Genomic DNA, 23,478 nt, shown 5'->3' on the forward strand with positions numbered 1-23,478 from the left:
GGAGCGTGAACGCCGCAATGAACGGTTCGGTTCAAAACATTAGGAACCCGTCCGGAATGCCGCTGGCAGGCGGCTGGCAGGCTGTCGGTCCCCGGCACCATCATGGCGTGACCCGCCAGACCGACCCCTCGGGTCCGTCATCGACCATTACGCCAAGGGCATCGAGCTCTGTCCGCAATGCGTCGGCGCGGGCGAAATCCTTGCCCGCCCGGGCAAGCGCCCGTGCGTCGATCAACGTATCAATCTGAGCGCGGCGCTCCGCGCTCAGGGCGTCAATGCCAAACCAGGCGTCAGGATCGCTCTGGAACAGACCCAGAAGGGTGCCAGCCGCGATGAGCTCGCCCTTGGCCTGCGCGCGTTCAGCGTCCATCTCGGCCTTGTTGGCGCGCCCGGCGATCTCGAACAGGGCGGCCAGCGCCCTGGGCGTATTGAGATCGTCCATAAGTGCGTCAAGTACTGCAGCGGGCGGCTCGGTCTGAGCGGCCTCCACCGCGTTCAGCCGCCGCAGCACGCCATAGAGCCGGTCCAGGCTCTTGCGCGCCTGCTCGATGAGCTTGCTTGTCCAGTCCAGTGGCGCGCGGTAATGGCCAGACAGGAGCCCGTAGCGGATCACCTCTCCGCGCAAGCCGTCAGCCAGCATTGTGTGGACGGTCACAACATTGCCCTGCGACTTGCTCATCTTCTCCGCTTGCATGGAGAGAAAGCCATTGTGCAGCCAGTAATTGGCCAGCGGCCTGCCGCCATGGGCGCAGACCGACTGGGCGATTTCGTTCTCATGGTGGGGAAACACCAGATCAACCCCGCCGCCATGGATGTCGATGGTCTCGCCCAGCGACGTCTCGATCATCGCGGAGCATTCGATGTGCCAGCCCGGCCGCCCGCGTCCCCACGGGCTGTCCCAGCCCGGATCTTCCGGCCTGGCGGGTTTCCACAGGACGAAGTCGCCAGGGTCCTTTTTATAAGGTGCCACCTCCACCCGTGCGCCGGCGAGCATGTCGTCGAGCGAGCGGCGGGAAAAATCGCCATAGGCTTGGTAGGCCGTGACAGAGAACAGTACGTGACCCTGTTCGGCATAGGCGTGACCGCCGCCGACAAGGCGTTCGATGAAGGCGATGATTTCAGGCATAGCGCCGGTGGCGGTCGGCTCGAAGGTCTTGGGCAGAACATTCAGCGCGGCGGCGTCCTCATGATAAATTTTGGTGTACCTTTGGGTGATCGCTGAAATATCGACGCCTTCCTCGGCGGCCTTGGCGTTGATCTTGTCGTCCACGTCGGTGAAATTGCGCGAGAACAGCACCGCGTCTTCGCCGTACAGATGGCGCAGCAGACGGAAGAGCACGTCAAAGACCACTTCGGGCCGGAAATTGCCCACATGGGCGGGCGCGTAGACCGTGGGCCCACACACATACATCGTCACCCGCCCGGGATCCTGCGGGACAAAGTCCCGCTTGCGGCGTGCGGCGGTGTCGTAAAGGCGCAAGGCGGTCATGACAGCTCTTTGGTGATGCAGATTGAACGGGCCGCTGGCCCGCTGGCGCAGTGCTCTCAAGGGGTCTACACTGACCCTTGTGTACAAAAAAGGGGGAAGGCCGCATTGGATTCCCCAATCGGACGCCTACTTTACCGCCGGGCGCAATGGGGATAGCCACGCGCTCCGGATATAAACCAATGACCCGGCGCAAGCCCAGCGGATCTGTTCGCTGCCTTCGCTGGATCCGGAAACCGGTACTTCGGGCAGGGTCGACCTGTCCGCCCGTCAACGAAAGGATCCGCGTTCCATGGACGCCATGACTGACAAGACGAACCTGGACGCTGCGCCAGCCGATCTCGCCCGCCCGACCCGCGCAGAGGCTGAAGAAGCCGTACGCACACTCATCCGCTGGGCCGGAGATGATCCGCGTCGTGAAGGTCTGCTGGAAACGCCCAAGCGCGTGGCCAAGGCCTATGAGGAATGGTTCCGCGGCTATGGCGAGAACCCGGTCGAAATTCTCGGCAAGCGGTTCGAGGACGTGCAGGGGTATGACGACATGGTCATGCTCACCCATATCGACGTGGAATCGCACTGCGAGCACCACATTGCGCCGATCATCGGCACGGCCTGCGTGGCTTACCTGCCTGACCGCGCTGTAGTAGGCATCTCCAAAATCGCCAAGGTGGTCGAGGCCTTCTCCAAGCGTCTGCAGACCCAGGAGACCATGACCGCCCAGATCGCTGATGCGATCACCGAAGCGATGAATCCGCGCGGCGTGGCGATCTTTGTCGACGCCAAGCACCAGTGCATGACCACGCGCGGTGTGCATCATCCGAATGTGTCGACTATCACGACTACTTTCACCGGTGAGTTCAAGGCCAACCCCGAACTGCGCGAGCGCTTCATGCGCCTGTGCGAGCGCTCGGCTCGATAAGGTCTGAGCCAATCTGAAGAAATAAGCCCCGGCGCACTGTGCCGGGGCTTTTTCATTGCCGATTGAAGTACCAGGACTATTCCGGCGAGCCCATCGGGGTCAGGGCGCGGGCGCGCTCGGCCTCGCTGGTGCGGCGCTCTTCGGGCAGAGCGATCAGGCCGCGATCGCCGAGATAGCCGAACGGCCCCCACGCCTCGTCATCGGTAAGCTCCTCGATGAACGCGCGCAGGCCCGGCACGATGCCGTCATGCTGGTTCTTCACATAGACATACATGGAGCGCGAGATCGGATACTCGCCCGACGAGATCATGTCATAGGCAGGGGCCACGCCGTCAATCTGCGCGCCCTGTACCCGGTCAGCATTCTGTTCCAGATACGAGTATCCAAAGACACCGAACATGCCCGGCGTATTGTTGACAGTGCGTACGATCACATTGTCGTCCTCGCCGCCATCAATCCAGGCCCCGTCCTCGCGCAGCCGGCTGGCCAGCGTGTTGAACCGCACCCGGTCGCTGGCGCGCAACGCGTCCATGCAGGCGATCTTGCGGGCACCGGCATTGATGCCGAGCTCGATCCAGGCGTCGCGCGTACCGGACGTGGGCGGCGGGCCGAACACCTCGATGCGTTCCGCCGGCAGGTTGGAATCGACCTCTGACCAGCGTTGGTAGGGGTTGGCGATGAACGTCGCGCAATCATGTCCGGCCACGTCGGCATGGCTGACCCCCTCGCGCAGCACGCCGTTCGCCGTGAACATCGCTTCGCCATCACCGGTCACCGGCATCGGGATTTCTGCAGCCAGGGCCAGATAAATGTCCTCCAGATCAAAATCGACCGCGTCGGCATTGGTGGAGTTGGCCAGCACGATGCCGTCAAACCCGATGCGGATCTCGGTGATCGCGGTCACGCCGTTATCACGGCAAAGCTGGAACTCGGTGGCCAGCATGCGGCGCGAGGCGCCGGTCATGTCGGGGTAGTCCAGCCCGACACCGGCGCAGAACAGGCTCATGCCTCCGCCCGTCCCGACCGATTCCACAACCGGGGTGGGAAACTCGGTCTTGGCCCCGAAATTCTCCGCCACAGCTGTAGTGAACGGGAACACGGTGGAGGAGCCCACAATGCGCAGGCCCTGGCGGCCTCCGCCGCGCCGGGCGGTGCCGTCCGTATTCGGAGCGGCTTCGCCCTGATCGGTGGTTTCGGTGGTTTCTTCGCCCAGCGTGATGACCTCGCGCGGCTCACCGCACGCAGCCAGAAGCGCCAGCGCGGCGGCGCCGGCGGACAGGTGGAAAAGACGGGTCATGATGTGTGTCATCCCTGCATTCGCATGGAGCGCGCGGCGCGCGCCCGGATGTCTCAAGGGTATGCCTGCGTGAGCCCCTTGCTGGCAAGGCGAACCGGGCACCGCGCGCATGAAGTTTTTGCGACTGCATGGGCGCTGGATGGCCGGCCGCCTTTACGTGCGCTGTACCATGTGAAAGATTTCACTGATGCCGCATGCAATTTTCCTTTACATGGTCACGCAATGCGCATATCTCGCGCATCCCGGCGGAGGTGACGATGCCGGATTGGGTTAACTGCAATCAGGGGGTCACGTGCGTTGGCACAATACCATACTCCCCTGGACCTGGTCCGCTCTCGGCCTGTTGAAGGCCCGGTCGCCTGCGCGCGTCCGGACCGGCTGACAGCCGCAGCTTCCTGGTTCCAGGACAATTTTCCCGGCGAGGTTCTCTACGCCGTCAAGGCCAACCCGTCCGCGTGGGTGATCGACACCCTGTACGCGGCCGGAATCCGCTGGTTTGACGTCGCCTCTCTGCCGGAAGTCGAACTGATCGCCGCCCGTTGCCCGGGCGCGACCATGGCGTTCATGCACCCGGTCAAAAGCCGCCATGCCATCCGCACGGCGTATTTCGATCATGGCGTGAAGATTTTCGTGCTCGACTGCGAAGCCGAGCTTGAGAAAGTTCTCGCCGAGACCGGGCACGCGTCCGACCTGACGCTGGTTGTGCGTCTGGCGGTGTCCAATGACGGTGCCACTTTGCCGCTGGCCGGCAAGTTCGGCGCCGGCGAGGCCGAAGCGCCCGACCTGATCCGCCGCGCCCGAGCCCATGCGGCCGAGCTGGGCGTCAGCTTCCATGTCGGCAGCCAGTGCATGGCACCCAGCGCCTATCGCTCGGCGATGATGGAGGCCTCGCGCCTGATCGTGAAAGCGGGCGTGACGGTGGACATCGTGGATGTGGGCGGGGGCTTCCCTGCCATCTATCCCGGCATGACGCCGCCGCCGATGAGCGAATTCGTCGGCGCGATCCGCAGCGCGTTCGAGGACATGATGGTCCTGTCCAACGCCGACCTGTGGTGCGAGCCGGGCCGGGCGTTGATCGCCGAGGCCGTGTCGATCCTGACCCGCGTCGAGCTGGTCAAGGGCGACGCCGTGTACATGAATGACGGCTCCTATGGCTGCCTGTTCGACATTGTGCACGCCAAATGGCCGTTCCCGATCCGGGTGCACCGCCGTCACGGAACGCCATCCGAAGAGGCTGGGCTGTACAAGCTGTACGGGCCAACCTGTGATTCCATCGATTCCATGCCGGGGCCGTACGCCCTGCCGGCGGATCTGATGGAAGGCGATGTCATCGAGTTCGGTATGCTCGGTGCCTATGGCACGGCCATGGCGACGCGCTTTAACGGCTTCGGGGATGTGGAGACTGTCGAGGTCGCCGACTTCCCTTGGCGGTCCATGTATGATGAAACCGAAACCTCCGAGGCCGCTCCGGCCACGGGCGATGAGGGCGGGCGCGTCGTGCCGTTTGCACGCGGACTGCGCCGCAGACGCCATCGCCTGATGAAAAACCGAATGATGAAGAGGCGCTGATGACCGAAAATTCCCAACGCAAGGCCGAGCTGCTCGCCAGCCCGGTCGAGCATATCGACATCGCCTCCTTCGACGGGCGCGTGATCATTGATGCGTGGGAGAAGATGAGCTTCTCCTCGCGCGATGCCGCGCGCGCTGCGCGCATCCTCGGCGCGGCCGTGGCCGACCCGGATTGCTCGGTGATCCTGACGCTGGCCGGTTCGACCTCGGCGGGCGGCTGCATGCATGTCTGGCGCGACATGATCCGCCACAACATGGTGGACGCCATCGTGGCCACCGGCGCGTCCATCGTGGACATGGATTTCTTCGAGGCGCTGGGCTTCAAGCACTATCAGGCCCATGAAGTGCCGGACGACCGTGTGCTGCGCGAGCTCTATATTGACCGCATCTACGACACCTATATCGACGAGGAAGAGCTGCAGACCACCGATCACACGATCGGCGATATCGCCAATTCCCTGCCGGCCAAACCGATCTCCAGCCGTGGCTTCATCAAGGCGATGGGCAAGTGGCTGGCTGACGGCAACGCCAAGAAGGAAGGCTCTCTGATTGAAGAGTGCTACAAGCACGGCGTGCCTATCTTCGTGCCGGCGTTTGCCGACTGCTCGGCGGGCTTTGGCCTCGTGAAGCACCAGGTCGAGCGGATGAAGGCGGGCAAGCCTTATCTCTCCATCGACGCAGTGGCCGATTTCCGTGAGCTGACGGATATCAAGATCAAGGCAGGCAAGACCGGCCTGTTCATGGTTGGTGGCGGCGTGCCGAAAAACTTCGCCCAGGACACGGTCGTATGCGCCGAAATCCTCGGTCACGAGGTGCCGATGCACGAATACGCCGTGCAGATCACGGTGGCCGACGTGCGCGACGGTGCCTGTTCGTCCTCGACGCTGAAAGAAGCCTGCTCGTGGGGCAAGGTGGACGTGACGCTGGAGCAGATGGTGTTTGCCGAAGCTACCACTGTGGCACCGGTGATCGTGTCGGACGTGTTCCATCGCGGTGCCTGGAAAACCCGGCCGCGCCGCCGCTTTGCGGATATGTTCGAGGACTGATCCGGATACGGATTGCGTCGACGCTTGAATCAAACCCTTCGCCCCCTCTCTCAAGGGGGGCGAAGGGCTTTCGTGACATGGCGGCAAAGCCCCTCAGTCCACCTGAGCGTTCTCGTCGATCTCGACCGGCACAGACGGCGCAGCAGGCAAAGGCGGCAGATCGCCGTTCAGGGCGCGGATCAGCGCCGCATCCCGGCGATAGACATCGTGGACATAGCGCACCTGACCGAACCGGTCGGACACCGCGGTGAAATACAGGATGTGCACCGGGATGCGGTTCTGCAGCCGCACCCGCCGCGTCTGGCGCGAGTCGAAAGCCGCGCGCACCTCGGCCGGGCTCCAGCCCTCGGCCCCCAGCACCCAGATCGCCAGCTCGACGGGATCGCGCACGCGCACGCAACCGGCTGAGTCGTCGCGCTGGGTGTTCAGAAAGCGGTTCTGGTGGGGCGTGTCGTGGATGTACACATTGTGCACATTGGGAAACAGGAATTTGACCTGACCCATGGCGTTGTTCGGGCCGGGCCGCTGGATCACGCGGTAGCGCCGGTTGGCCCAGTCGGCATCGGCAGCGTTCACGCGCTGGCCGGTGTCGAGGTCCACCAGCTGATATCCATTGGCATAGGCCGATGCCGGATTGGTGCGAAACCGGCGCAGCCAGGTCTGGCCCAGGCTCATCGGCGTGTACCACCACGGATTAATCTCGACGATCCGCATGTCTTCGGAGAAGACCGGCGTCGACGTCCAGCGCGCGCCGATCTGGGCCTGGTGCACCCGCTCCACCGCGCCATTCGCCCATGCTTCCAGGCGGTAGTCGGCAATATTCACGCGGATATGGCGCGCTCCCAGGTCATCCGGCAGCCAACGCCAGCGCTCCAGATTGGCGCGCAACTGGTCGACGCGCTGGCCGTTTCCGGTGTTGAGCTCGCGCACGGTATCGGTACCCAGCACCCCATCTGCGGCGAGATTGTGCCGGGCCTGAAACCGCATCAGCGCCGTTTCCAGCCGGGCGTCGAACGCGTCTCCGATCGCCCCGGAGTGCTCAAGCAATCCCAGTTGGTACAAGCGTGCGCGCAGCGCGTCCACGCGCGCGCCGCTATCGCCCCGGCGCAGGCGCTCGCCTTCGGGCACCAGCACCGGCGCGGTGGGGGAGACGGTGCGCCGGATCAGCTCGCGGCGCAGCGCCTGATAATCGGCATGGGCCGGTGCCAGGGCCTCCAGCGCGGCGGCGATGGCCCCGCGCTCGCGTGCCTGGGCGTATTCGGTGAGCAGGTCGGCCGCGCGGTGCGGCGCGCTCCAGTCCGGGTTGAGGCGGCGCGGGTCGACCTGACCATAGAGCAGATCCCCGGCGAGCTGGAACCAGGCGGCGCGCGCCAGAAGATCGCGGTCAGGGCCGGGTGCCAAGGCGCGCAAGTGGTCAGGATCGGGGTAGCGCGCGGGGTCCAGCCCGTGGGTCCAGGTTTCTGACAGAACACCGGCGAGCTCGGCGATTTCCCCGTCGCGCCAGGGTGTGTTCCAGGATTGGGCCAGAGCGCTGGTGGCCAGTGTGGCGCATATCGCCAGTGCGGACAGCGCGCCGCCCAAAGCCCTTACCCAACCCATGCGATTTGCTCCCCCCGGAGGCCGACACCGTTAGCCGAACGTTAACAAATCCGGTCCCCGGGGGGTAGTCAAAGTCGATCAGGAATCAGTCAGGCCCGGCAGTTGCGGCGTCGCGCCATTCACGCGAACCTGGGCCGCCATCACCGACGCAGCGGCGCGATAGGCTTCCTGGGTATTTGCCGTTCCATCGACGATGTCCTGGCCCGCCGACAGCAGGGGGGTGTAGACACGCGTGCCATCGGCGTCGTCATCCACGGTGAACTCGCCCGCCGCGTGGAAAACGCTGTCCCAGGCCGCGCGGATGAGCGCCCAGTAGTCCGCAGTTTGCGCCCAGTACTGCTCGGCCGCCTGAACGCCAGCCAGCTCAGTGCGGCGGTAGGTGTTGATGCCGTGCTCACGCACCAGGGCGCGCTGCTCGCCATCGCGCAGCACCAGCTTGGTGTTGTCCTGTTCATGGGTCCAGCCCCAGGCGGTGACGGTGTGGCGGTTAACCGCTTCGATCACATCATAGTCGTCGCGCGTGGTGCCATCGCGCCGGGGCAGGGGCCGCCAGCTGACCTCCGGCTCCCAGGTCGATGCGTTCACGCCATGGGTCCAGCGCGCGAGCCCGGCATAGCGTGGGCTGTCATCAACCTGATAAACGGTTTGCGACCAGGCTCCGGCGGCCTGGTCCGCGGACAGATCGGCGAAGTCCCAAGTATTGAAACCGCGATAGCGCATCAGCCGCGCCGGCTCATAGGCCCAGTCCTGGCGCCAGTGCTTGATCACGATGGGCGCGTCGGGCGGACCCACCAGAAGCAGGTGCTGGAGCGAAATGAAATCGCTCTCGTCCGCGATCACATAGACCACTTCGCGCGCTGGCGTGACTTCCGCGTCATGCAGTTCGTAAGCCGCCTCTATGGGCAGGTGCTCGCGAAAATCGAAGGTGACGTCATATTCGCCGGCCATTGCCAGGATGGCTGTGCGATCCTGCTCCAGACGTGTTTGCGGCGTATCGGCCAGAGCCGCTGCCGCAGACATCACCACCGCCAGTCCGGCCGCGGTGATTCCACTCCATACATTCCGTCTCATCCATCTGTCTCCCGGGTGCGGGCGGCGGTGCGCCACCTCAGTCGTCATCCACCGACTGCATATTGCGAACGAGTCTGACTTGCAAACGCAAATCATCTGAGCCATCAAACAGCGACTGAGAATGATTTGCAAGAGGAGGCTGCTCATGTCATTCACGAGATCGATGCGCGTCTGGCTGGCGGCGAGCGCCGCCGCTGCACCGTTGGCGCTTGGGGCACCGGCCTTGGCCGAGGCAGAGGCTGACGCCTCGCCCGGCGCGGAGGCCAGTGATGTGATCGTGGTCACCACCACGCGCACCCAATTGTCCAATTTCGACTATCCAGGCATGGCCAGTGCGCTGACGCTGGAGACGCTGGAGCAGGTCCGGCCCATCGATCTGGCCGAGCTGTTGCGCGACACGCCGGGCGTGGAGGTGGCGGGCGGGCCGCGCCGCACCGGCCAGACGATACGCCTGCGCGGGTTCGGGCGGGAGAATGTGACCTTGCTGGTGGACGGGGCCCGCCAGAATTTCAGTTCCGCCCATGACGGCGTGCTGTTTCTCGATCCCGGCTTGCTTCGCCGGGTGGAGACGCTGCGCGGTAGTGCCTCTGCGCTCTACGGGTCAGGCGCGTCTGGCGGTGTGATCGCGTTCGAGACGCTGCGCGCCGATGACATCCTGCCCGATGGCCGCGACCTGGGCGCGCGTGCCTCGGCAGGCTATCGCACGGGCAATGAGGAAACGCGCGGGTCTGCCGCGCTGTTCGGGCGCTCGGGCGTGTTTGACGGCATGGCGGCGATCAGCTTGCGGGAGTCCGGCGATATCGCACTGGGCTCGGGGCAGGACCTGCCGGCGGATGACGACACCGTCTCGGGCCTGGTATCCGGCGGCGCGGATCTGGGCGGTGGCCTGCGGCTGGAGGCCGGCTGGCTGGGCTTCCGCAACAGCGCCGTGGAGCCCAATAACGGTCAGGACCTGTCCGTTGTGAATTCTCTCAACCCGCTTGTGGACAAGGATATCACCGCCGACTCATGGCGCGCGCGCGCCCTGTTCGACCCGGAGACTGCGCTGATTGCGATGGACGTCACGCTTTATCGCAACGAAGCGTCGGTGGACGAGACCGAGCAGGTCAGCGGCCGGGTGGTAGGCCGCGATCTCACCACCACCGGCGTGCGCGCCGAGAACCGCGCAGCGTTCAGTCTGGGCGCGGCAGAGCTGGCGCTGGTGACCGGGGCGGAATGGTATCGCGACCGCCAGACCGGGTTTGATTCAAACACGCCGGACAACGCGCGCGGCGGTGTGCCGACCGGCGAGGCGGAGTTTGCCGGCGCATGGGCGCAGCTGGAGACCACGCTGGACCTGGGCGGTGCCGGAGCGCTGACGCTTTTGCCGGGCGTGCGCTATGACCGGTTCGAAACTGAAACCGTCGGTGCCCCGTCCACATCAGACGAAGAGGTGTCGTCGCGGCTCGCCGCCAGCTGGGCACCCGTGCCATCGGTGCGCCTGTTCGCCAGCTGGTCGCAGAGCTTCCGCGCGCCCTCGCTCAACGAGCTTTATCTGACCGGCACGCACTTCTCCCTGCCGCATCCGGTCCTGGGGCCGCGCGTCTTCATCACCAACGCCTTCATCCCCAATCCGGATCTGCGGCCGGAAACCAGCACCACGGCGGAGATTGGTGCGGCCTTCACCCGTCAGGGCCTGATCACGCCCGATGACCGGCTGGAGTTGAAAGGTGCCTGGTTCCGGACCCGGGCCGATGACCTGATCAATCTCGGCGTCGATTTCGCCTTTTCGCCCACCTGCTTTGCGCCGCCCTTTTTCCAGCCTTGTTCGGCGGGCACGTCGTTCTCGGAGAACGTCGCCGACGCCGAGCTGACCGGGTTCGAGATCGCGGCGGCGTACAGTAGCGGACCCTTCAGCCTGTCCGGCTCTGTCTCCAATGTGGACGGCGAGGACCGCGCCACCGGCGCGCCGCTGGGCGCGCTGCAGCCGGTCAACGGCCAAGTCAGCGCCCGCTACCGGTTCGAAGCCTGGGGGCTGGACGCGGGCGCACGGCTGCGCTTCGCGGGCGAGTTTGATCAGGGTGCCAGCCCGGCCGAAGATCGCGGCGGCTATGGCGTGCTCGATTTGTCTGCCGGCTGGCAGCCGGGATTTGCGCGCGATGTGCGCGTGAATGTGGGCGTGGAGAACGTCTTTGACCGCGATTATGAGCGCGTCTTCGCCGGCGTGTCCGAGCCGGGCCGCACGCTCCGGGTCGACCTGACCTGGACCGGCGCCTGGTAGANNNGGGGCCCCGCCCGCCTCCTCCCCGGCGGGCGGGGCCAATTTATGCAGCAACAGGCCTGCAACCGAACGTGAAACCGGGCGCAGCTTTCGTTTGACAGGCAGTGCCTCGCCAAACGACGTTGTCAGGGCGCGTTGCAGGGGGCCGAAATGCTGGCATTGGTGTTTTCGACAGTGCTGGCCGCCGTCCAAGTGGATTCAGACAGAGTCTCTGGTGCCTCTGAGCCGCGCCATTCCGGAGGCGGTGTATACACGCTGGTTTTGGAGAACGACCTGTTTGCCGGCAGTGATCGTCAGTATACAAATGGAATACGCATTGAATCTATGGCCCCTGCCGGCGCGCCATTCGAGTTCATTTCCAATGCGGCCAGAACTGTTCCGTTTTCCGGGATCGGGCCCGGCGCCACGTACAGGCGCGGATGGTCGCTATCGCACCTGCTTTATACCGCAAGCGACATTTCCCTGGAGAACCCGCCTGAAGATGATCACCCCTATGCGGGATATCTGGCGCTGAGTGTTTTCTCCACGGCCATCCAGGACAATAGCGAGAATACCCTCAGCTTCGAACTCGGCCTGATCGGCCCGTCGGCCCAGGGCGAGTTTGTTCAGCGCAATTGGCATCAACATGTCTTGCATGAAGCAATTGATCCGGCGGGCTGGTCGACCCAGCTTCATGACGAGGTGGTGTTCGCCGTAGCCGTGCAAAGGCTGCGGCGCTGGGACGTCCTGAGCTCGCAGCGATGGAACACCGATGCCTATACCCATGTTGGCGCGACATTGGGGACGGTCAGAACAGACGTGTCGGCCGGATTTTTCACCCGGTGGTGGCTGGGCGACATACCGGCAGGGGTCGCCGCCCCGCCTCGCATCCGGCCGGCGATCAGCGCCTCAAGCTATGTGGCAAGAATTGACGGATGGAACGCCTACGTGTTTGGCGGATTTGCATCGACCTGGGTGGGGCGGGACATTTTTCTCGATGGAAACACATTCCGGGCGTCGCGCTCCGTCGACAAGCGCGACGTGGTCTGGTCCGCCCAGGCTGGCATAGCCTTGCAATGGGAGCATGTGCGGGTCAGCTACACCCATATCGTGAGGTCTGACCAGTTCACAACCCAACGCGAACAACATCGTTTCGGTTCATTGGCGGTGTCGTTCGTCCGTTAGCCACGCCGTTATTTCCTGTGGACGGGCTGTGGGAAAACGCCGCAGTGCGCACACAAGGGGTGGACGTTAAGCGCTCCTTCACCACAATATATTGCTATCGTGATTGCGCCATTCTGCGCGAGTCACCCCCGTCGATGAAGGACGCCTGAGACGCCATGACCCTCCTGACAGCATCCACTGACCGCCCGGGTCTGCTCACCTCGAGCCATTCCTACAAGCCCTTCCGCTATCCGTGGGCCTATGATTTCTGGAAAATCCAGCAGCAGGTCCACTGGCTGCCCGAGGAAGTGCCGTTGGGCGAGGACTGCAAGGATTGGGCGACGCGTCTGGATGACCGCGAGCGCAATCTTCTCACCCAGATTTTCCGCTTCTTCACCCAGTCGGATGTGGAGGTGGGTGCCAACTACATGGAAAACTACATGCCGCTCTTCAAACCGGTTGAAGTGCGCATGATGCTGGCGTCCTTCTCCAACATGGAGACGGTGCATATCGCCGCCTACGCCCTGCTGCTGGAAACCATCGGCATGCCCGATTCCGAGTTCTCCGCCTTCATGGAGTACAAGGAAATGGCGGCCAAGCACGACTATCTGGGCAAGTTCGGCGTGGAGACCGAGAAGGACATTCTCACCTCCATGGCGGTGTTCGGCGGCTTTACCGAAGGCCTGCAGCTGTTCGCCAGCTTCGCCATGCTGATGAACTTCCCGCGCTTCAACAAGATGAAGGGGATGGGCCAGATCGTGTCCTGGTCGGTGCGCGACGAGTCGCTGCACTGCGAGGGCATGATGAAGCTGTTCCACACCTTTGCCGAGGAAACCGGCGCACTGATGGCTTCGGTGAAGGACGACATTGCCGATTGCTGCAAGACCGTGGTGGCGCTGGAAGACAAGTTCATCGAGCTGGCCTTCGAGGCCGGCGAGGTGGAGGGCATGACGCCGCACGATATCAAGCAATACATCCGCTATATCGCCGACTGGCGCATGGGCCAGCTGAAGCTGAAGCCCATCTATGGCGTCAAGGAGCACCCGATCCCGTGGCTGAGCGAGATCCTCAACGGGGTCGAGCACGCCAACTTCTTCGAAGCGCGCGCCACCGAATACTCCAAGGGAGCCACCAAGGGGGCCTGGCACGGCGACGATGGTGTGTGGGGCCTGTTCGACAAGCGTCTGAATCAGGACGCCGCCAACCAGCTGCCGGCGGAATAGGGCGTTCAAGCGCCCGTACTTCACGGTCTGGCTCTATGGTCTGGAACTCAATCCGAAAACCGGTTCCCACTTTTCGGATTGAGTTCTAGGGCGCGGGCGTCTTGTCCTTGAAGCGGCAGATATCAGCGATGGCGCAGCGCCAGCATTCGGGCTTGCGCGCCTTGCAGACATAGCGCCCGTGCAGGATCAGCCAGTGATGGGCGCCCTTGAGATAGGCCGCCGGCGTGATGGCCTCGAGCCGCACCTCCACCGCGTCGGGGTCTTTGCCCGGTCCGAGCCCGGTACGGTTGGCGACCCGGAAGATATGGGTGTCGACCGCGATGGTCGGCTCGCCGAACGCCTCGTTCAGCACCACATTGGCGGTCTTGCGTCCCACGCCCGGCAGTCGCATCAGATCCTCGCGGGTACGCGGCACCTCGCCGCCGAACTCCTCGATAATCAGGCGCGACAGGGCGATGACGTTTTTCGCCTTGTTGCGGAACAGGCCGATGGTCTTGATGTGCTCGCGCACCCCGTCTTCGCCCAGCGCCAGCATGGCGTGAGGGTTGTCCGCCACGGCGAACAGGCCGCGTGTCGCCTTGTTCACGCCCACATCGGTGGCCTGGGCTGACAGCGCCACCGCCACCACCAGCGTGTACGGATTGACATAGTCCAGCTCGGTGCGCGGCTCCGGGCGGATCTCGGCCAGGCGCGCATAGACCTCCTCGGCCTGCTCGCGGGTCAGGCCGGGGGCGCGGCGCTTGACGGGCCGCTTCTTGCCGGACGCCGGTGTCTTCATTCGCCGAGCTTGGGAATATTGATCAGGCGCGGATGGCCGGTCTTCTTGTCGCGCACGATGATGACTTTGGACAAATCCGCCCCGTCCGTCTCCTTGCCCATCTCGCGCAGGCGGGCGAAGGCGGTTTCGCGGATCGTCTCGTCATCGGCACCCGGAGCGACCGGGATAGAGGCGCGGCGCTTGCCGCCTTCCTGCACCACCAGCTCCACCGTCTCGATGGCGGCGCTGAGCATGGCGGCATCGGCCTTCGGCCAGCTGGCCTGGAACACGCTTGGCTGCCCGCCCGCGATCTCCCACAGCTCCTCGGCCATGAAGGGCGCAAACGGTGCCAGCACCCGGATCACCGTTTGCAGGGTCTCGCGCGTGACGGGCTCACCTTCAGCGGCGTTGAGATATTTCATCAGCTCGGCGATGGCGGTGTTGAGGCGGAGATTCTCCAGGTCCTCGGTGACCGCCATGACGAGCTTCGCCGCCGCCAGCGTCACGGCCTTGGGCTCCTCACTGGCATGCGCCGCGAGGGCACCGGTGGCGTAGCGCCACATCCGGCGCAGAAATTTCAGGGCGGCGGCCACAGCGTCGGTATCCCACTGGCGCATCGCCTCTACGGGACCCATGAACATCATATGCACACGGAAGGCATCGGCCCCGAAGCGCTCCACCACATGGTCAGGCGTGACCACGTTGCGCAGGGATTTTGACATTTTCGCGCCCACACGCTCCACCGGGTCGCCGGTCGGGGCGTGGACGAAGGACCCGTCCTCGCGCGCCTCGACCTCGTCCACCGGCAGAACGATGCCGCGGGCGTTCTTGAAGGCGTGGCTGGTCAGCAGGCCTTGGTTGACCAGCTTCTGGAACGGCTCTTTCGTGGCCGCCAGCCCCAGATCGAACAGCACTTTGTGCCAGAAGCGCGCGTACAGAAGATGCAAGGTGGCGTGCTCGGCACCGCCGACATACAGGTCCACCGATCCCCAGGCGCGCTCGACCTGCGGGTCGACCAGCGCGTCATCGTTCCGGGGGTCCTTGAAGCGCAGATAATACCAGCACGAGCCGGCCCATTGCGGCATGGTGGAGGTTTCGCGCCGGCCTTTCAGACCGGTCTTCGGGTCGGTCACCTCCAGCCAGTTGCCGGCGCGCGCCAGCGGGCTTTCGGCCTGACCCGTGGGCTTGTAGCTCTCGATATGGGGCAGGGTGAGGGGAAGCTCGCTGACGTCCAGCGTGGTGCGCGTGCCGTCCTCCCAGTGCACGATGGGAATCGGCTCGCCCCAATAGCGCTGGCGGGCGAAGGTCCAGTCGCGCAGATTATAGCTGACCACACGCTGGCCCAGACCGCGCGCTTCGAGCACATCGGCGACCTGCTCGCGCGCATCGCGCCAGCGCACGCCGGCCTGATACAGCCCGCTATCATCGGGCGCGGCCAGCATCACGCCGTCCTCGGTCCAGCAGGCCTCGCCCGCCAGCACGGCGGCACGCGCCGGGTTGTCTGCACCCGGATCGATCACCGGCACGATATCGAGGCCATAGCTTCTGGCAAAGGCAAAGTCGCGCTCGTCATGGGCGGGCACGCCCATGACAGCGCCGGTGCCGTAATCGGGCAGCACATAGTCCGCCACGAAAATCGGCACTTTACGGCCTGTGACGGGGTTGATCGCCTCGGCGCCCGTGAGCACACCGGTCTTCTCCGCGTCCACTGTCCGGTCGAGATCGGATTTACGCGCCGCCGCTTCCACATAGGCGGTCACCGCCGCACGCATATCTGTTGTGGTGATCTCATTGACCAGCGGATGCTCGGGTGCCAGCGCCAGGAAGGTGACGCCGCCCAGCGTATCGACGCGGGTGGTGAAGGTGTCGACCCCGGCCTCGTGGCCATCGACGCGGAAGCGCAGCGATACGCCCTGAGACCGGCCGATCCAGTTGCGCTGGGAGTCCTTGATGCCTTCGGGCCAGTCGAGGCCGTCGAGATCGGCCAGCAGGCGTTCCGCATACGTGGTAATGCGCATCTTCACCTGGCGCAGCGGGATGCGCACGACCTCATGGCCCTGCTCGGACTTGCCGTCATAGACCTCTTCATTGGCCAGGATCGTGCCCAGCTCCGGGCACCAGTTGACCGGCGCGGTGTCGAAATAGACCAGACGGCGGGTGTCCTGGAACGCCTGTACTGCCAGCTTGCCTGCAGCGCGTACGTCATCCGGTATGGGCAGTTCCTCGATCGGGCGCGCACGGCCAGCCTGCGCGTCATACCAGGCGTTGTAGAGCCGGGTGAAGATGTACTGGGTCCATTTGTAATAGTCCGGGCTGGAGGTGGCGATTTCGCGCTCCCAGTCATAGCCCAGGCCCAGAAGTGCCATCTGGCGCTTGTAGTTGGCGATATTCTCGGCCGTTGAGACAGCCGGGTGCACGCCGGTGCGCACGGCGTATTGCTCGGCGGGCAGGCCGAAACTGTCCCAGCCCATGGGATGCAGCACGGTGAAGCCCTGCATCTTCTTGTAGCGGGCCACGATATCGGTCGCGAGATAGCCCACCGGGTGACCCACATGCAGGCCCGCCCCGGACGGGTAGGGAAACATGTCCAGCACGTAGAAGGTCTTGTCGCCGGGCTTGGGATTGGGCGTGCGATTGACGCCCAGCGTGTCCCAGACCTGGCGCCATTTGGCTTCCAGGGCAGTGAAGTCATAGGCGGTCTGGTCGGTCATGGGTCAATTTCCGTGAGGGGCCCGGGCTGCGCCTTGAGCGCGCGGCGCGGCCCGGGCGATTGTCGTCTGGTCTAGCCGGCTTTGGCCACGCTGATGCGCACCGTGTCGCCGAGAATGTCCGCTTCACTGACCGCGCTGGCGGGCACGTCGGCGGAGGTGAGCGACAGGGCCAGCGTTTCGGCCTTGATGAAATCGCCATGGGCTTCCATGGCCGCAGCGATGTCCGGCCCGCCAGCGATGCCCAGCGCGATGCGGTCAGACACGTCCAGCCCAGCCTCCTTGCGCGCCGATTGCACCGCCCGCACGAGGTCACGGGCGAGGCCCTCGCGTTCCTGATCCGCGTCCACAGAGATGTCCAGCACCACCGCGCCGGTGCCCGCGAAGGGTTCGGCCGCGCTGCCCTCGGCAGCGACCATGCGCAGGGTGAACTCGTCCGGGGCCAGCGTTTCACCCGCCACCTCGGCCGATCCCTCCGGCGTGAGGGTGAAGGCGTTGGCGCGCGCAGCGGCCATGACCTCTTTCATCTTCCCGCCCAGCCGCTTGCCGATCTGCGGGTTCACCTTCAGTTCCACCGACCCGAAGGCGTCGAGCTCGGTGGACAGCGCCACGTCCCGCACATTCAGCTCCTCGGCGATCAGGCCGGTATAGGGTGCCAGCGACGGGGCGTCGGCATGGACGATGGTGAGGGATTTGAGCGGCAGGCGCACGCGCAGCCGGTGGCGTTCGCGCACGGACAGCGCCGCAGAGCACGCTTCACGCACCAGATCCATGGCGCGGGCCAGATCATGCTCGTGTGCAAACTCGTCCGATGTCGGCCAGAGCGTAAGGTGGACCGAGCGTTCCCCGGTGAGCGACTTGAACAGCTTCTCCGTCACGATGGGCAGGAGCGGCGCGAGCACGCGGCACACCTGGGTAAGCACCGTATACAGCGTATCAAACGCCGCATCACGTGCCGCCGCGTCGCTGGAGCCCCAGAAGCGGGCACGAGAGCGCCGGATATACCAGTTGGTCAGGGCGTCGAAATAGGCCGTCGCCGCCTTGCAGGCGCGCGGAATGTCGAACCCGTCCAGCGCCGTCTCCACCGCCGCCGCCAGCTCGCCGGTCTTGGTCAGGATATAGCGGTCCAGCGGATCGGACGCGTCGCGGATGATCTGCGGCGCACGGGTTTCCAGATTGGCGTAGAGCGAAAAGAAAGCATAGGCGTTCATCAGCGGCGCGATGGCTTCGCGCTGGACCGCAGCGATGTCGCGCGCCTCCTTGGGCACCAGCAAATCGCCCCCTGTAAGCACCGGCGAGGCGATCAGGAACCAGCGCATCACGTCCGATCCAGCTTTGTCGAAGAACTCCAGCGGATCAGGATAATTACGCAGGCGCTTGGAGAGTTTCTGGCGGTTCTCGTCTAGCACGACACCGTGACAGATCGCGTTGAGGAAGGGCGGCTGGTCGAACAGCATCGTGCCCAGCACCATCAGCGTGTAGAACCAGCCGCGCGTCTGGGCGACATATTCCACGATGAAGTCGGCCGGGAAATTGGCCTCGAACCAGTCCTTGTTCTCGAACGGATAGTGGACGCTCGCGAACGGCATGGAGCCGGAATCAAACCAGACATCGAACACATCCTCTACCCGGACCATTTTCGATCTGCCCGTCGGATCGTCCGGGTTGGGCCGTGTCAGATCGTCGATGAAGGGCCGGTGCAGATCGGTGACCGTGACCCCGAAAGCCGCTTCCAGCTCGGCGATGGAGCCGTAGACCTCGGTGCGCGGATAATCGGGATCATCGCTGATCCAGACCGGTATGGGTGTGCCCCAGAAGCGTGAGCGGGAGATATTCCAGTCCTGCGCTCCGGCCAGCCAGTTGCCGAAAATCCCGTCTTTCACATGGGCAGGGGCCCAGTTGATCTGCTGGTTCAGCTCCACCATGCGCTCGCGGAAGTCCGAGACGCGCAGATACCAGCTGTCCACCGCCTTGTAGATCAGCGGTTCGTCCGTGCGCCAGCAATGGGGATAATTGTGGTCATAGGTGTCGTGGCGGAAGAGCTTGCCTTCCTCCTTCAGGCGCTGGGTGATCGGCTTGTTGGCGTCAAACACCAGCATGCCTTCATAGTCGGCGATCTCCCGGGTATAGCGCCCGGCCTGATCGACCGGCACCACCACGGCGATGCCCGCGCGGCGGCAGGCCTTCAAATCGTCCTCGCCAAAGCCCGGGGCCATATGCACCACGCCCGTGCCGTCCTCATCGGTGACGAAGTCCTCGATCAGGATACGAAAGGCATTCTCATGGCCTTCGAAATAATCAAATGGCGGGTGATAAGTGAGGTTCTCGAGCGCCGCACCCTTCACGGTGGCGATGCGCTCGGCACCCTCGAGCTGTTTCTTGTATTTTTCCAGGGCGTTGGCCGAAAGAATATAGCGCTCGCCATCCTTGGCCATCACGGCGTAGTCGATGTCCGCGCCGGCAGCGGCCGCCAGGTTGGACGGCAGGGTCCAGGGTGTGGTGGTCCAGATCAGAAGCTGTGCGCCGGACAGATCGCCCTGACCGTCACGGATGCGGAAGCCCACCGTGACCGCCGGATCAGTCCGGTTGCGGTAGGAATTGTCCAGCCGTGTCTCGAAATTCGACAGCGGGCTTTCCACGGCCCAGGAGTAGGGCACCACGCGGTAATCGCGATACACCAGCCCCTTGTCCCAGAGCTGCTTGAACGCCCAGAGGCAGCTTTCCATGAAGCCGATATCGAGAGTCTTGTAGTCCTTTTCGAAATCGACCCAGCGCGCCTGGCGGGTGACGTATTCCTCCCACTCGCCGGCATATTTCATCACTTCTGAGCGGGCGGCCGCGTTGAACGTATCGATGCCCAGTTCCATGACCGCCTTGCGCCCGGAAATGCCCAGCGCTTTCTCCGCCGCGAGTTCAGCCGGCAGGCCGTGCGTGTCCCAGCCGAAGCGGCGCTCCACCCGTCGGCCCTTCATCGTCTGGAAGCGGGGGATCACGTCCTTTGCAAAACCGGTCAGCAAATGCCCGTAATGGGGCAGTCCGTTGGCGAAGGGCGGGCCGTCAAAGAAGACGAACTGATTGTCTTCAGGGCGTTGGTCGATAGAGGCCTGGAACGTAGAGTCAGCCTTCCAGAACGCCAGGATCTCCTGGTCCACCTGCGGCAGGTCCGCCGGGCTGCGCGCTTCGGGAAACCGGCGGTCCGCCGCCTTCGCTCTGGTCTCGGCCATGATCGTCCTCATTGCGGCGTGTCTTCGCGCCATTCACCGTTAAGGGACGGGGCGAAGAGAGGGGAAGCGCGCGTGCGCGCGCAACATGCGGCGGTAGCGCTCCGGCGCCATCCGGTCAAGGCGTGTTCAGGCATTCGCCTGTGCGCTCTGGCTCATTTGTCCGGACAGGCTATGTTGAGCGGGGACAACACACGGCTCAGGAGGCGTCATGACCGGACTGACCCGCCGTTCGCTCGCAACCGGAACGGCCGTGCTGGCGGCCGTCAGCGCTGCAGCCCCGGCCTATTCGCGCTCACGTGACCGAAGAAGCTTCTGCCTCGTTCATGGCACCTGGCATGGCGGCTGGTGCTGGACCCATGTGGCCGCCCGGCTGCGCGCGGCCGGTCATCGCGTGATCACGCCGACGCTGACGGGCTGTGGTGAGCGCGCACATCTGATCAGCCCTGAGACCGGGCTCGACACCCACATCACCGATATCGTCAACGCCATCGAGGCCGAAGAGCTCGAAGACGTAATTTTGATCGGCCATTCCTTCTCCGGCATCGCCATCACCGGGGCCGCCGACCGCCTGCCCGGGCGCATCGCGCATATCGCCTATTTCGACGCCCTGATCCCCACCGAAACCCGCCGGGCCGGGGTGATGCGCGATTCCGAGACGGGTGCCTATCCGGACTGGTGGACCGCGCGCACCGCCGATTTCCGCGACGGTTACAAGATGGTGTTCTGGGATCACTACCCGGCCAGAATGCTGGTGCCGGAGGATGATGCGGCCAATATCGCCTGGCTGGAGCGCCGCCTCACCTGGCATCCGATGAAGACCTGGCTGGATGAGCTGACGCTGGACAATGGCGGCTGGGTGCCGCTGGCGCGCACCTGCGTCCACGCGGCGGGTCAGGTTTATTCGCCCAGCTCGGAGGCCATGATCGGGCCGGGCTGGGGGCCGGGCTGGAATTTCATCGCGCTCGACGTCGCCCGCAACGGTTTCATGACCGACCCGGAGGTTGTCGCGGCCTGTTTCGAGACCCTGACCTAAATCTCTCCCGCCATCCGCCCTGCCAGCTCGGCATGGCCCCGCAGTATGCGGTCCTGCTCGGCGGGGTCGATATCAGTGGACCAGTCCCCGCGGCCGTGCGACCCGCCCAGCACGATCGCCCCGCGGCGGGGAAACATGTAGAGCGACCCGCCCTCGAAACTGGTGGTGTAGGCGTAGTCGATACCCGGCTGGGGCAGGAGGATCGTAAGCTGGCCGCGTACCGGCTCCAGCGCCTCATCGCCGAACAGGGCACGTGCGCCCAGCCCGGTGCAGTTGACGATCACCCGCTCACGCAGGCGCGACAGGTCGCGCTCGGTCTCAATCCGCGCCATTCGGATGCGTCCGCCTGCCCGCTCAAAATCGGCCATCAGCGCGCGCAGATAAATGTCCGGATCGATCATCAGCTGGTGGAATTGATCGATGCCCTGATAGCCCCACCACGCATCCGCGCCGGCGCGCCGCCGGAAGCCGGGATAAAGCCAGGGCATGTCCGGCGTCCCCGCAGTGTCGCCAGGCGGCCGGTGGAACAGATCGAACGCGCGCACCCAGTACACGCCGTAGCGCGGATCATTGGCCAGATGCTGAAAGGCCCGGTGGGAGCGCAGCGCCGCGGCGCTCATGCGTTCCATGAAGGGGGCGTCCACATCGGTGCGCCGGTACAATCCGGCAATACCCCAGTAGGCGCCCGCAATGTTGGAGGTGGTGTAGGGGGGCAGGGCATCGGCATAGATGGTCACCTCATGACCGCGCCGCACCAGCTCCAGCCCGGTGGTCAGGCCGATCACCCCGCTGCCGATCACCGCGCAACTGCGTTCGGGCGTCGCCCGCTCCAGTGCCTCGACGGCCTCTGCCGCCGTTCCCCAGCTCATGGTGACGCCCGCGCCCCCGTGGCCATAGTGATGAACCATGGTCTGGCGTCGGCTGAAGCGTTCAGCGCGCACCACATAGCCTGTGGCGCGGAACGGCCTCAGCCCCGCCACCGTGCGGATGATGCGCGAGGGATCAGTGTTCAGGCGTTCCAGAACCGGCGGTCCGGACCGCGCCCATGCAGAAGGGGGCAGGGCAAGTGTGGCGCCGCCGGCGGCCGCGAGGGTCAAGAAGGCGCGCCGATGCATGTCCATCCCCGGATCTGTGATGGGCGTCACTCCGCCCCAGAGGCGTTCATGGGTCAAGGACGCAGCGCCGCATTTTTCCCGCCATCGCAGGTGCCCGCAGTTGCCGCATCGGTCGAATCCCTGACCTGATCGGGCATCATGGATTCAGTTTTTGCCCAGATACTCCTGCCGCTTGCGCTGGCCTTCATCATGCTGGCGCTGGGCGTCGGGCTGACGCCGGCCGATTTCCGCCGCATCGCCGCTCAGCCAAAGGCCTTCCTGACCGGCGCGGTGCTGCAGTTCATCACCCTGCCAGTGCTCGCCATCGCCATTGTGGCACTGATCCCGGCACCGCCCGCGCTGAAAGTGGGGATCGTGCTGCTGGCCGCGTGTCCAGGCGGGACGACCTCGAACCTGCTCACCCACATGGCGCGCGGGGATGTGGCGCTGTCGATCTCGCTGACGGCGTTGACCAGCTTGTTGTCTGTGGTGACCGTGCCGCTGGTCTTGATGATTGCGCTGGCGCTGTTCATGGGTCCGGACGCGCCTGATGTGGGGCTGGTGACCACGGGGCTCGCCATCTTCGCCCTCACCGTTGTCCCGGTGGCCATCGGCATGGGCATTCGCCGCCTGGCACCAAAACTGGCGGGCGGAATCGAAAAGCGCTCGCGGTTTTTGTCGGGCGCCGTGTTCATCGCTGTGGTGGCCGCCACGGTCATGGCCGAAGGCATCGCCGTCACGATCCAGCGTTTCGCCGAAGCCGGGCTGGTCTCGCTGGCGCTCAACCTGGCTGCCATGGGACTGGCTTTCGTAGTGACCAGCGTGCTGGCCCTGCGTATGCGCCAGCGCATCGCCCTGACGCTGGAGTGCGGATTGCAGAACGCGACGCTCGCCATTGTGGTGTCTGTGTCGCTGCTGGGCGATCTCGCCTATGCCGTGCCCGCCGCCGTCTATGGATTGCTGATGTTCGTCACGGCGGGTGCCTTCATCCTTTGGGCAAGGCGCTGGTCACGCGCCGCACGCCGCGCCCGGCGCATCGGTACCTGAGC

Annotated in this window: 16 protein-coding genes; 8 read left to right on the forward strand and 8 right to left on the reverse strand. The window is 64.7% G+C overall.

The annotated features are described in order from the left end of the window. Positions 1-100: 100 nt before the first annotated feature. Positions 101-1,489 carry a cysteine--tRNA ligase gene (gene cysS, locus L2D00_14365; protein WBQ13016.1) on the reverse strand — a complete coding sequence of 463 codons (1,389 nt, stop codon included), beginning with the start codon at positions 1,487-1,489 and terminating at the stop codon, positions 101-103. A 289-nt stretch (positions 1,490-1,778) separates the two neighbouring features. Between cysS and folE the strand changes: the two genes are divergently transcribed. After that, positions 1,779-2,405, forward strand: coding sequence for a GTP cyclohydrolase I FolE (folE, locus tag L2D00_14370; protein ID WBQ13017.1), 627 nt, complete (start codon positions 1,779-1,781; stop codon positions 2,403-2,405). A gap of 76 nt (positions 2,406-2,481) precedes the next feature. Here the strand turns inward: folE and L2D00_14375 are convergent, their stop codons facing one another. Next, a complete protein-coding gene (locus L2D00_14375; GenBank protein WBQ13018.1) occupies positions 2,482-3,702 on the reverse strand; it encodes a substrate-binding domain-containing protein in 1,221 nt (406 codons plus the stop codon). A gap of 297 nt (positions 3,703-3,999) precedes the next feature. On the opposite strand from L2D00_14375, the gene L2D00_14380 reads away from it, so the two are divergent. Both L2D00_14380 and L2D00_14385 read left to right on the forward strand, forming a co-directional pair. Continuing rightward, entirely contained in the window at positions 4,000-5,271 is a 1,272-nt protein-coding gene (locus L2D00_14380) for a type III PLP-dependent enzyme (protein WBQ13019.1), read from the forward strand. Then, positions 5,271-6,317 (forward strand): deoxyhypusine synthase, encoded by a 1,047-nt coding sequence (locus L2D00_14385; GenBank protein ID WBQ13020.1) that lies wholly within the window; start codon positions 5,271-5,273, stop codon positions 6,315-6,317. The genes L2D00_14380 and L2D00_14385 overlap by 1 nt, the downstream gene beginning before the upstream one ends. A gap of 93 nt (positions 6,318-6,410) precedes the next feature. Here L2D00_14385 and L2D00_14390 read toward each other — a convergent pair whose 3' ends face one another. After that, complete coding sequence (locus L2D00_14390; protein ID WBQ13021.1) at positions 6,411-7,916, reverse strand: L,D-transpeptidase family protein; 1,506 nt, start codon at positions 7,914-7,916, stop codon at positions 6,411-6,413. A 78-nt stretch (positions 7,917-7,994) separates the two neighbouring features. Beyond that, positions 7,995-8,987, reverse strand: a complete 993-nt coding sequence (locus L2D00_14395) for a hypothetical protein (GenBank protein WBQ13022.1) — start codon at positions 8,985-8,987, stop codon at positions 7,995-7,997. A 145-nt stretch (positions 8,988-9,132) separates the two neighbouring features. Between L2D00_14395 and L2D00_14400 the strand changes: the two genes are divergently transcribed. From L2D00_14400 to L2D00_14410, 3 genes are all read left to right on the forward strand, one after another. Beyond that, positions 9,133-11,247 (forward strand): TonB-dependent hemoglobin/transferrin/lactoferrin family receptor, encoded by a 2,115-nt coding sequence (locus tag L2D00_14400; protein WBQ13023.1) that lies wholly within the window; start codon positions 9,133-9,135, stop codon positions 11,245-11,247. A 150-nt stretch (positions 11,248-11,397) separates the two neighbouring features. Continuing rightward, entirely contained in the window at positions 11,398-12,411 is a 1,014-nt protein-coding gene (locus L2D00_14405; GenBank protein ID WBQ13024.1) for a lipid A deacylase LpxR family protein, read from the forward strand. A 155-nt stretch (positions 12,412-12,566) separates the two neighbouring features. Then, on the forward strand, positions 12,567-13,613 hold the full coding sequence (locus tag L2D00_14410; protein WBQ13025.1) for a ribonucleotide-diphosphate reductase subunit beta: 1,047 nt from the start codon (positions 12,567-12,569) through the stop codon (positions 13,611-13,613). A gap of 85 nt (positions 13,614-13,698) precedes the next feature. Here the strand turns inward: L2D00_14410 and nth are convergent, their stop codons facing one another. The 3 genes from nth to ileS form a co-directional block, all read right to left on the reverse strand. After that, the gene (gene nth, locus L2D00_14415) at positions 13,699-14,391 is read right to left on the reverse strand and encodes an endonuclease III (protein ID WBQ13026.1); all 693 of its coding nucleotides are present in this window, start codon (positions 14,389-14,391) and stop codon (positions 13,699-13,701) included. Further along, positions 14,388-17,081: a leucine--tRNA ligase gene (gene leuS / locus L2D00_14420; protein ID WBQ13027.1), complete on the reverse strand. Its 2,694-nt coding sequence runs from the start codon at positions 17,079-17,081 to the stop codon at positions 14,388-14,390. The genes nth and leuS overlap by 4 nt, the downstream gene beginning before the upstream one ends. Positions 17,082-17,152: 71 nt before the next feature. Beyond that, positions 17,153-20,302: an isoleucine--tRNA ligase gene (gene ileS, locus L2D00_14425; protein ID WBQ13028.1), complete on the reverse strand. Its 3,150-nt coding sequence runs from the start codon at positions 20,300-20,302 to the stop codon at positions 17,153-17,155. A gap of 208 nt (positions 20,303-20,510) precedes the next feature. Between ileS and L2D00_14430 the strand changes: the two genes are divergently transcribed. Further along, positions 20,511-21,335 (forward strand): alpha/beta fold hydrolase, encoded by an 825-nt coding sequence (locus L2D00_14430; protein ID WBQ13029.1) that lies wholly within the window; start codon positions 20,511-20,513, stop codon positions 21,333-21,335. On the opposite strand, the gene L2D00_14435 is transcribed toward L2D00_14430, so the two are convergent. Beyond that, positions 21,332-22,432 (reverse strand): FAD-binding oxidoreductase, encoded by a 1,101-nt coding sequence (locus tag L2D00_14435; GenBank protein WBQ13030.1) that lies wholly within the window; start codon positions 22,430-22,432, stop codon positions 21,332-21,334. The genes L2D00_14430 and L2D00_14435 overlap by 4 nt on opposite strands. A 156-nt stretch (positions 22,433-22,588) precedes the next feature. On the opposite strand from L2D00_14435, the gene L2D00_14440 reads away from it, so the two are divergent. Continuing rightward, positions 22,589-23,476 carry a bile acid:sodium symporter family protein gene (locus tag L2D00_14440; protein ID WBQ13031.1) on the forward strand — a complete coding sequence of 296 codons (888 nt, stop codon included), beginning with the start codon at positions 22,589-22,591 and terminating at the stop codon, positions 23,474-23,476. Positions 23,477-23,478: the final 2 nt, after the last annotated feature.

The organism is Hyphomonadaceae bacterium BL14 (genome assembly GCA_027627705.1).
Lineage (GTDB): Bacteria > Pseudomonadota > Alphaproteobacteria > Caulobacterales > Maricaulaceae > Oceanicaulis.

Coding starts and splice junctions, on each gene's coding strand:
- cysS (WBQ13016.1), bottom strand. CDS start 1,489: ATGACCGCCTTGCGCCTTTACGACACCGCCGCACGCCGCAAGCGGGAC.
- folE (WBQ13017.1), top strand. CDS start 1,779: ATGGACGCCATGACTGACAAGACGAACCTGGACGCTGCGCCAGCCGAT.
- L2D00_14375 (WBQ13018.1), bottom strand. CDS start 3,702: ATGACCCGTCTTTTCCACCTGTCCGCCGGCGCCGCCGCGCTGGCGCTT.
- L2D00_14385 (WBQ13020.1), top strand. CDS start 5,271: ATGACCGAAAATTCCCAACGCAAGGCCGAGCTGCTCGCCAGCCCGGTC.
- L2D00_14390 (WBQ13021.1), bottom strand. CDS start 7,916: ATGGGTTGGGTAAGGGCTTTGGGCGGCGCGCTGTCCGCACTGGCGATA.
- L2D00_14395 (WBQ13022.1), bottom strand. CDS start 8,987: ATGAGACGGAATGTATGGAGTGGAATCACCGCGGCCGGACTGGCGGTG.
- L2D00_14400 (WBQ13023.1), top strand. CDS start 9,133: ATGTCATTCACGAGATCGATGCGCGTCTGGCTGGCGGCGAGCGCCGCC.
- L2D00_14405 (WBQ13024.1), top strand. CDS start 11,398: ATGCTGGCATTGGTGTTTTCGACAGTGCTGGCCGCCGTCCAAGTGGAT.
- L2D00_14410 (WBQ13025.1), top strand. CDS start 12,567: ATGACCCTCCTGACAGCATCCACTGACCGCCCGGGTCTGCTCACCTCG.
- nth (WBQ13026.1), bottom strand. CDS start 14,391: ATGAAGACACCGGCGTCCGGCAAGAAGCGGCCCGTCAAGCGCCGCGCC.
- leuS (WBQ13027.1), bottom strand. CDS start 17,081: ATGACCGACCAGACCGCCTATGACTTCACTGCCCTGGAAGCCAAATGG.
- ileS (WBQ13028.1), bottom strand. CDS start 20,302: ATGGCCGAGACCAGAGCGAAGGCGGCGGACCGCCGGTTTCCCGAAGCG.
- L2D00_14430 (WBQ13029.1), top strand. CDS start 20,511: ATGACCGGACTGACCCGCCGTTCGCTCGCAACCGGAACGGCCGTGCTG.
- L2D00_14440 (WBQ13031.1), top strand. CDS start 22,589: ATGGATTCAGTTTTTGCCCAGATACTCCTGCCGCTTGCGCTGGCCTTC.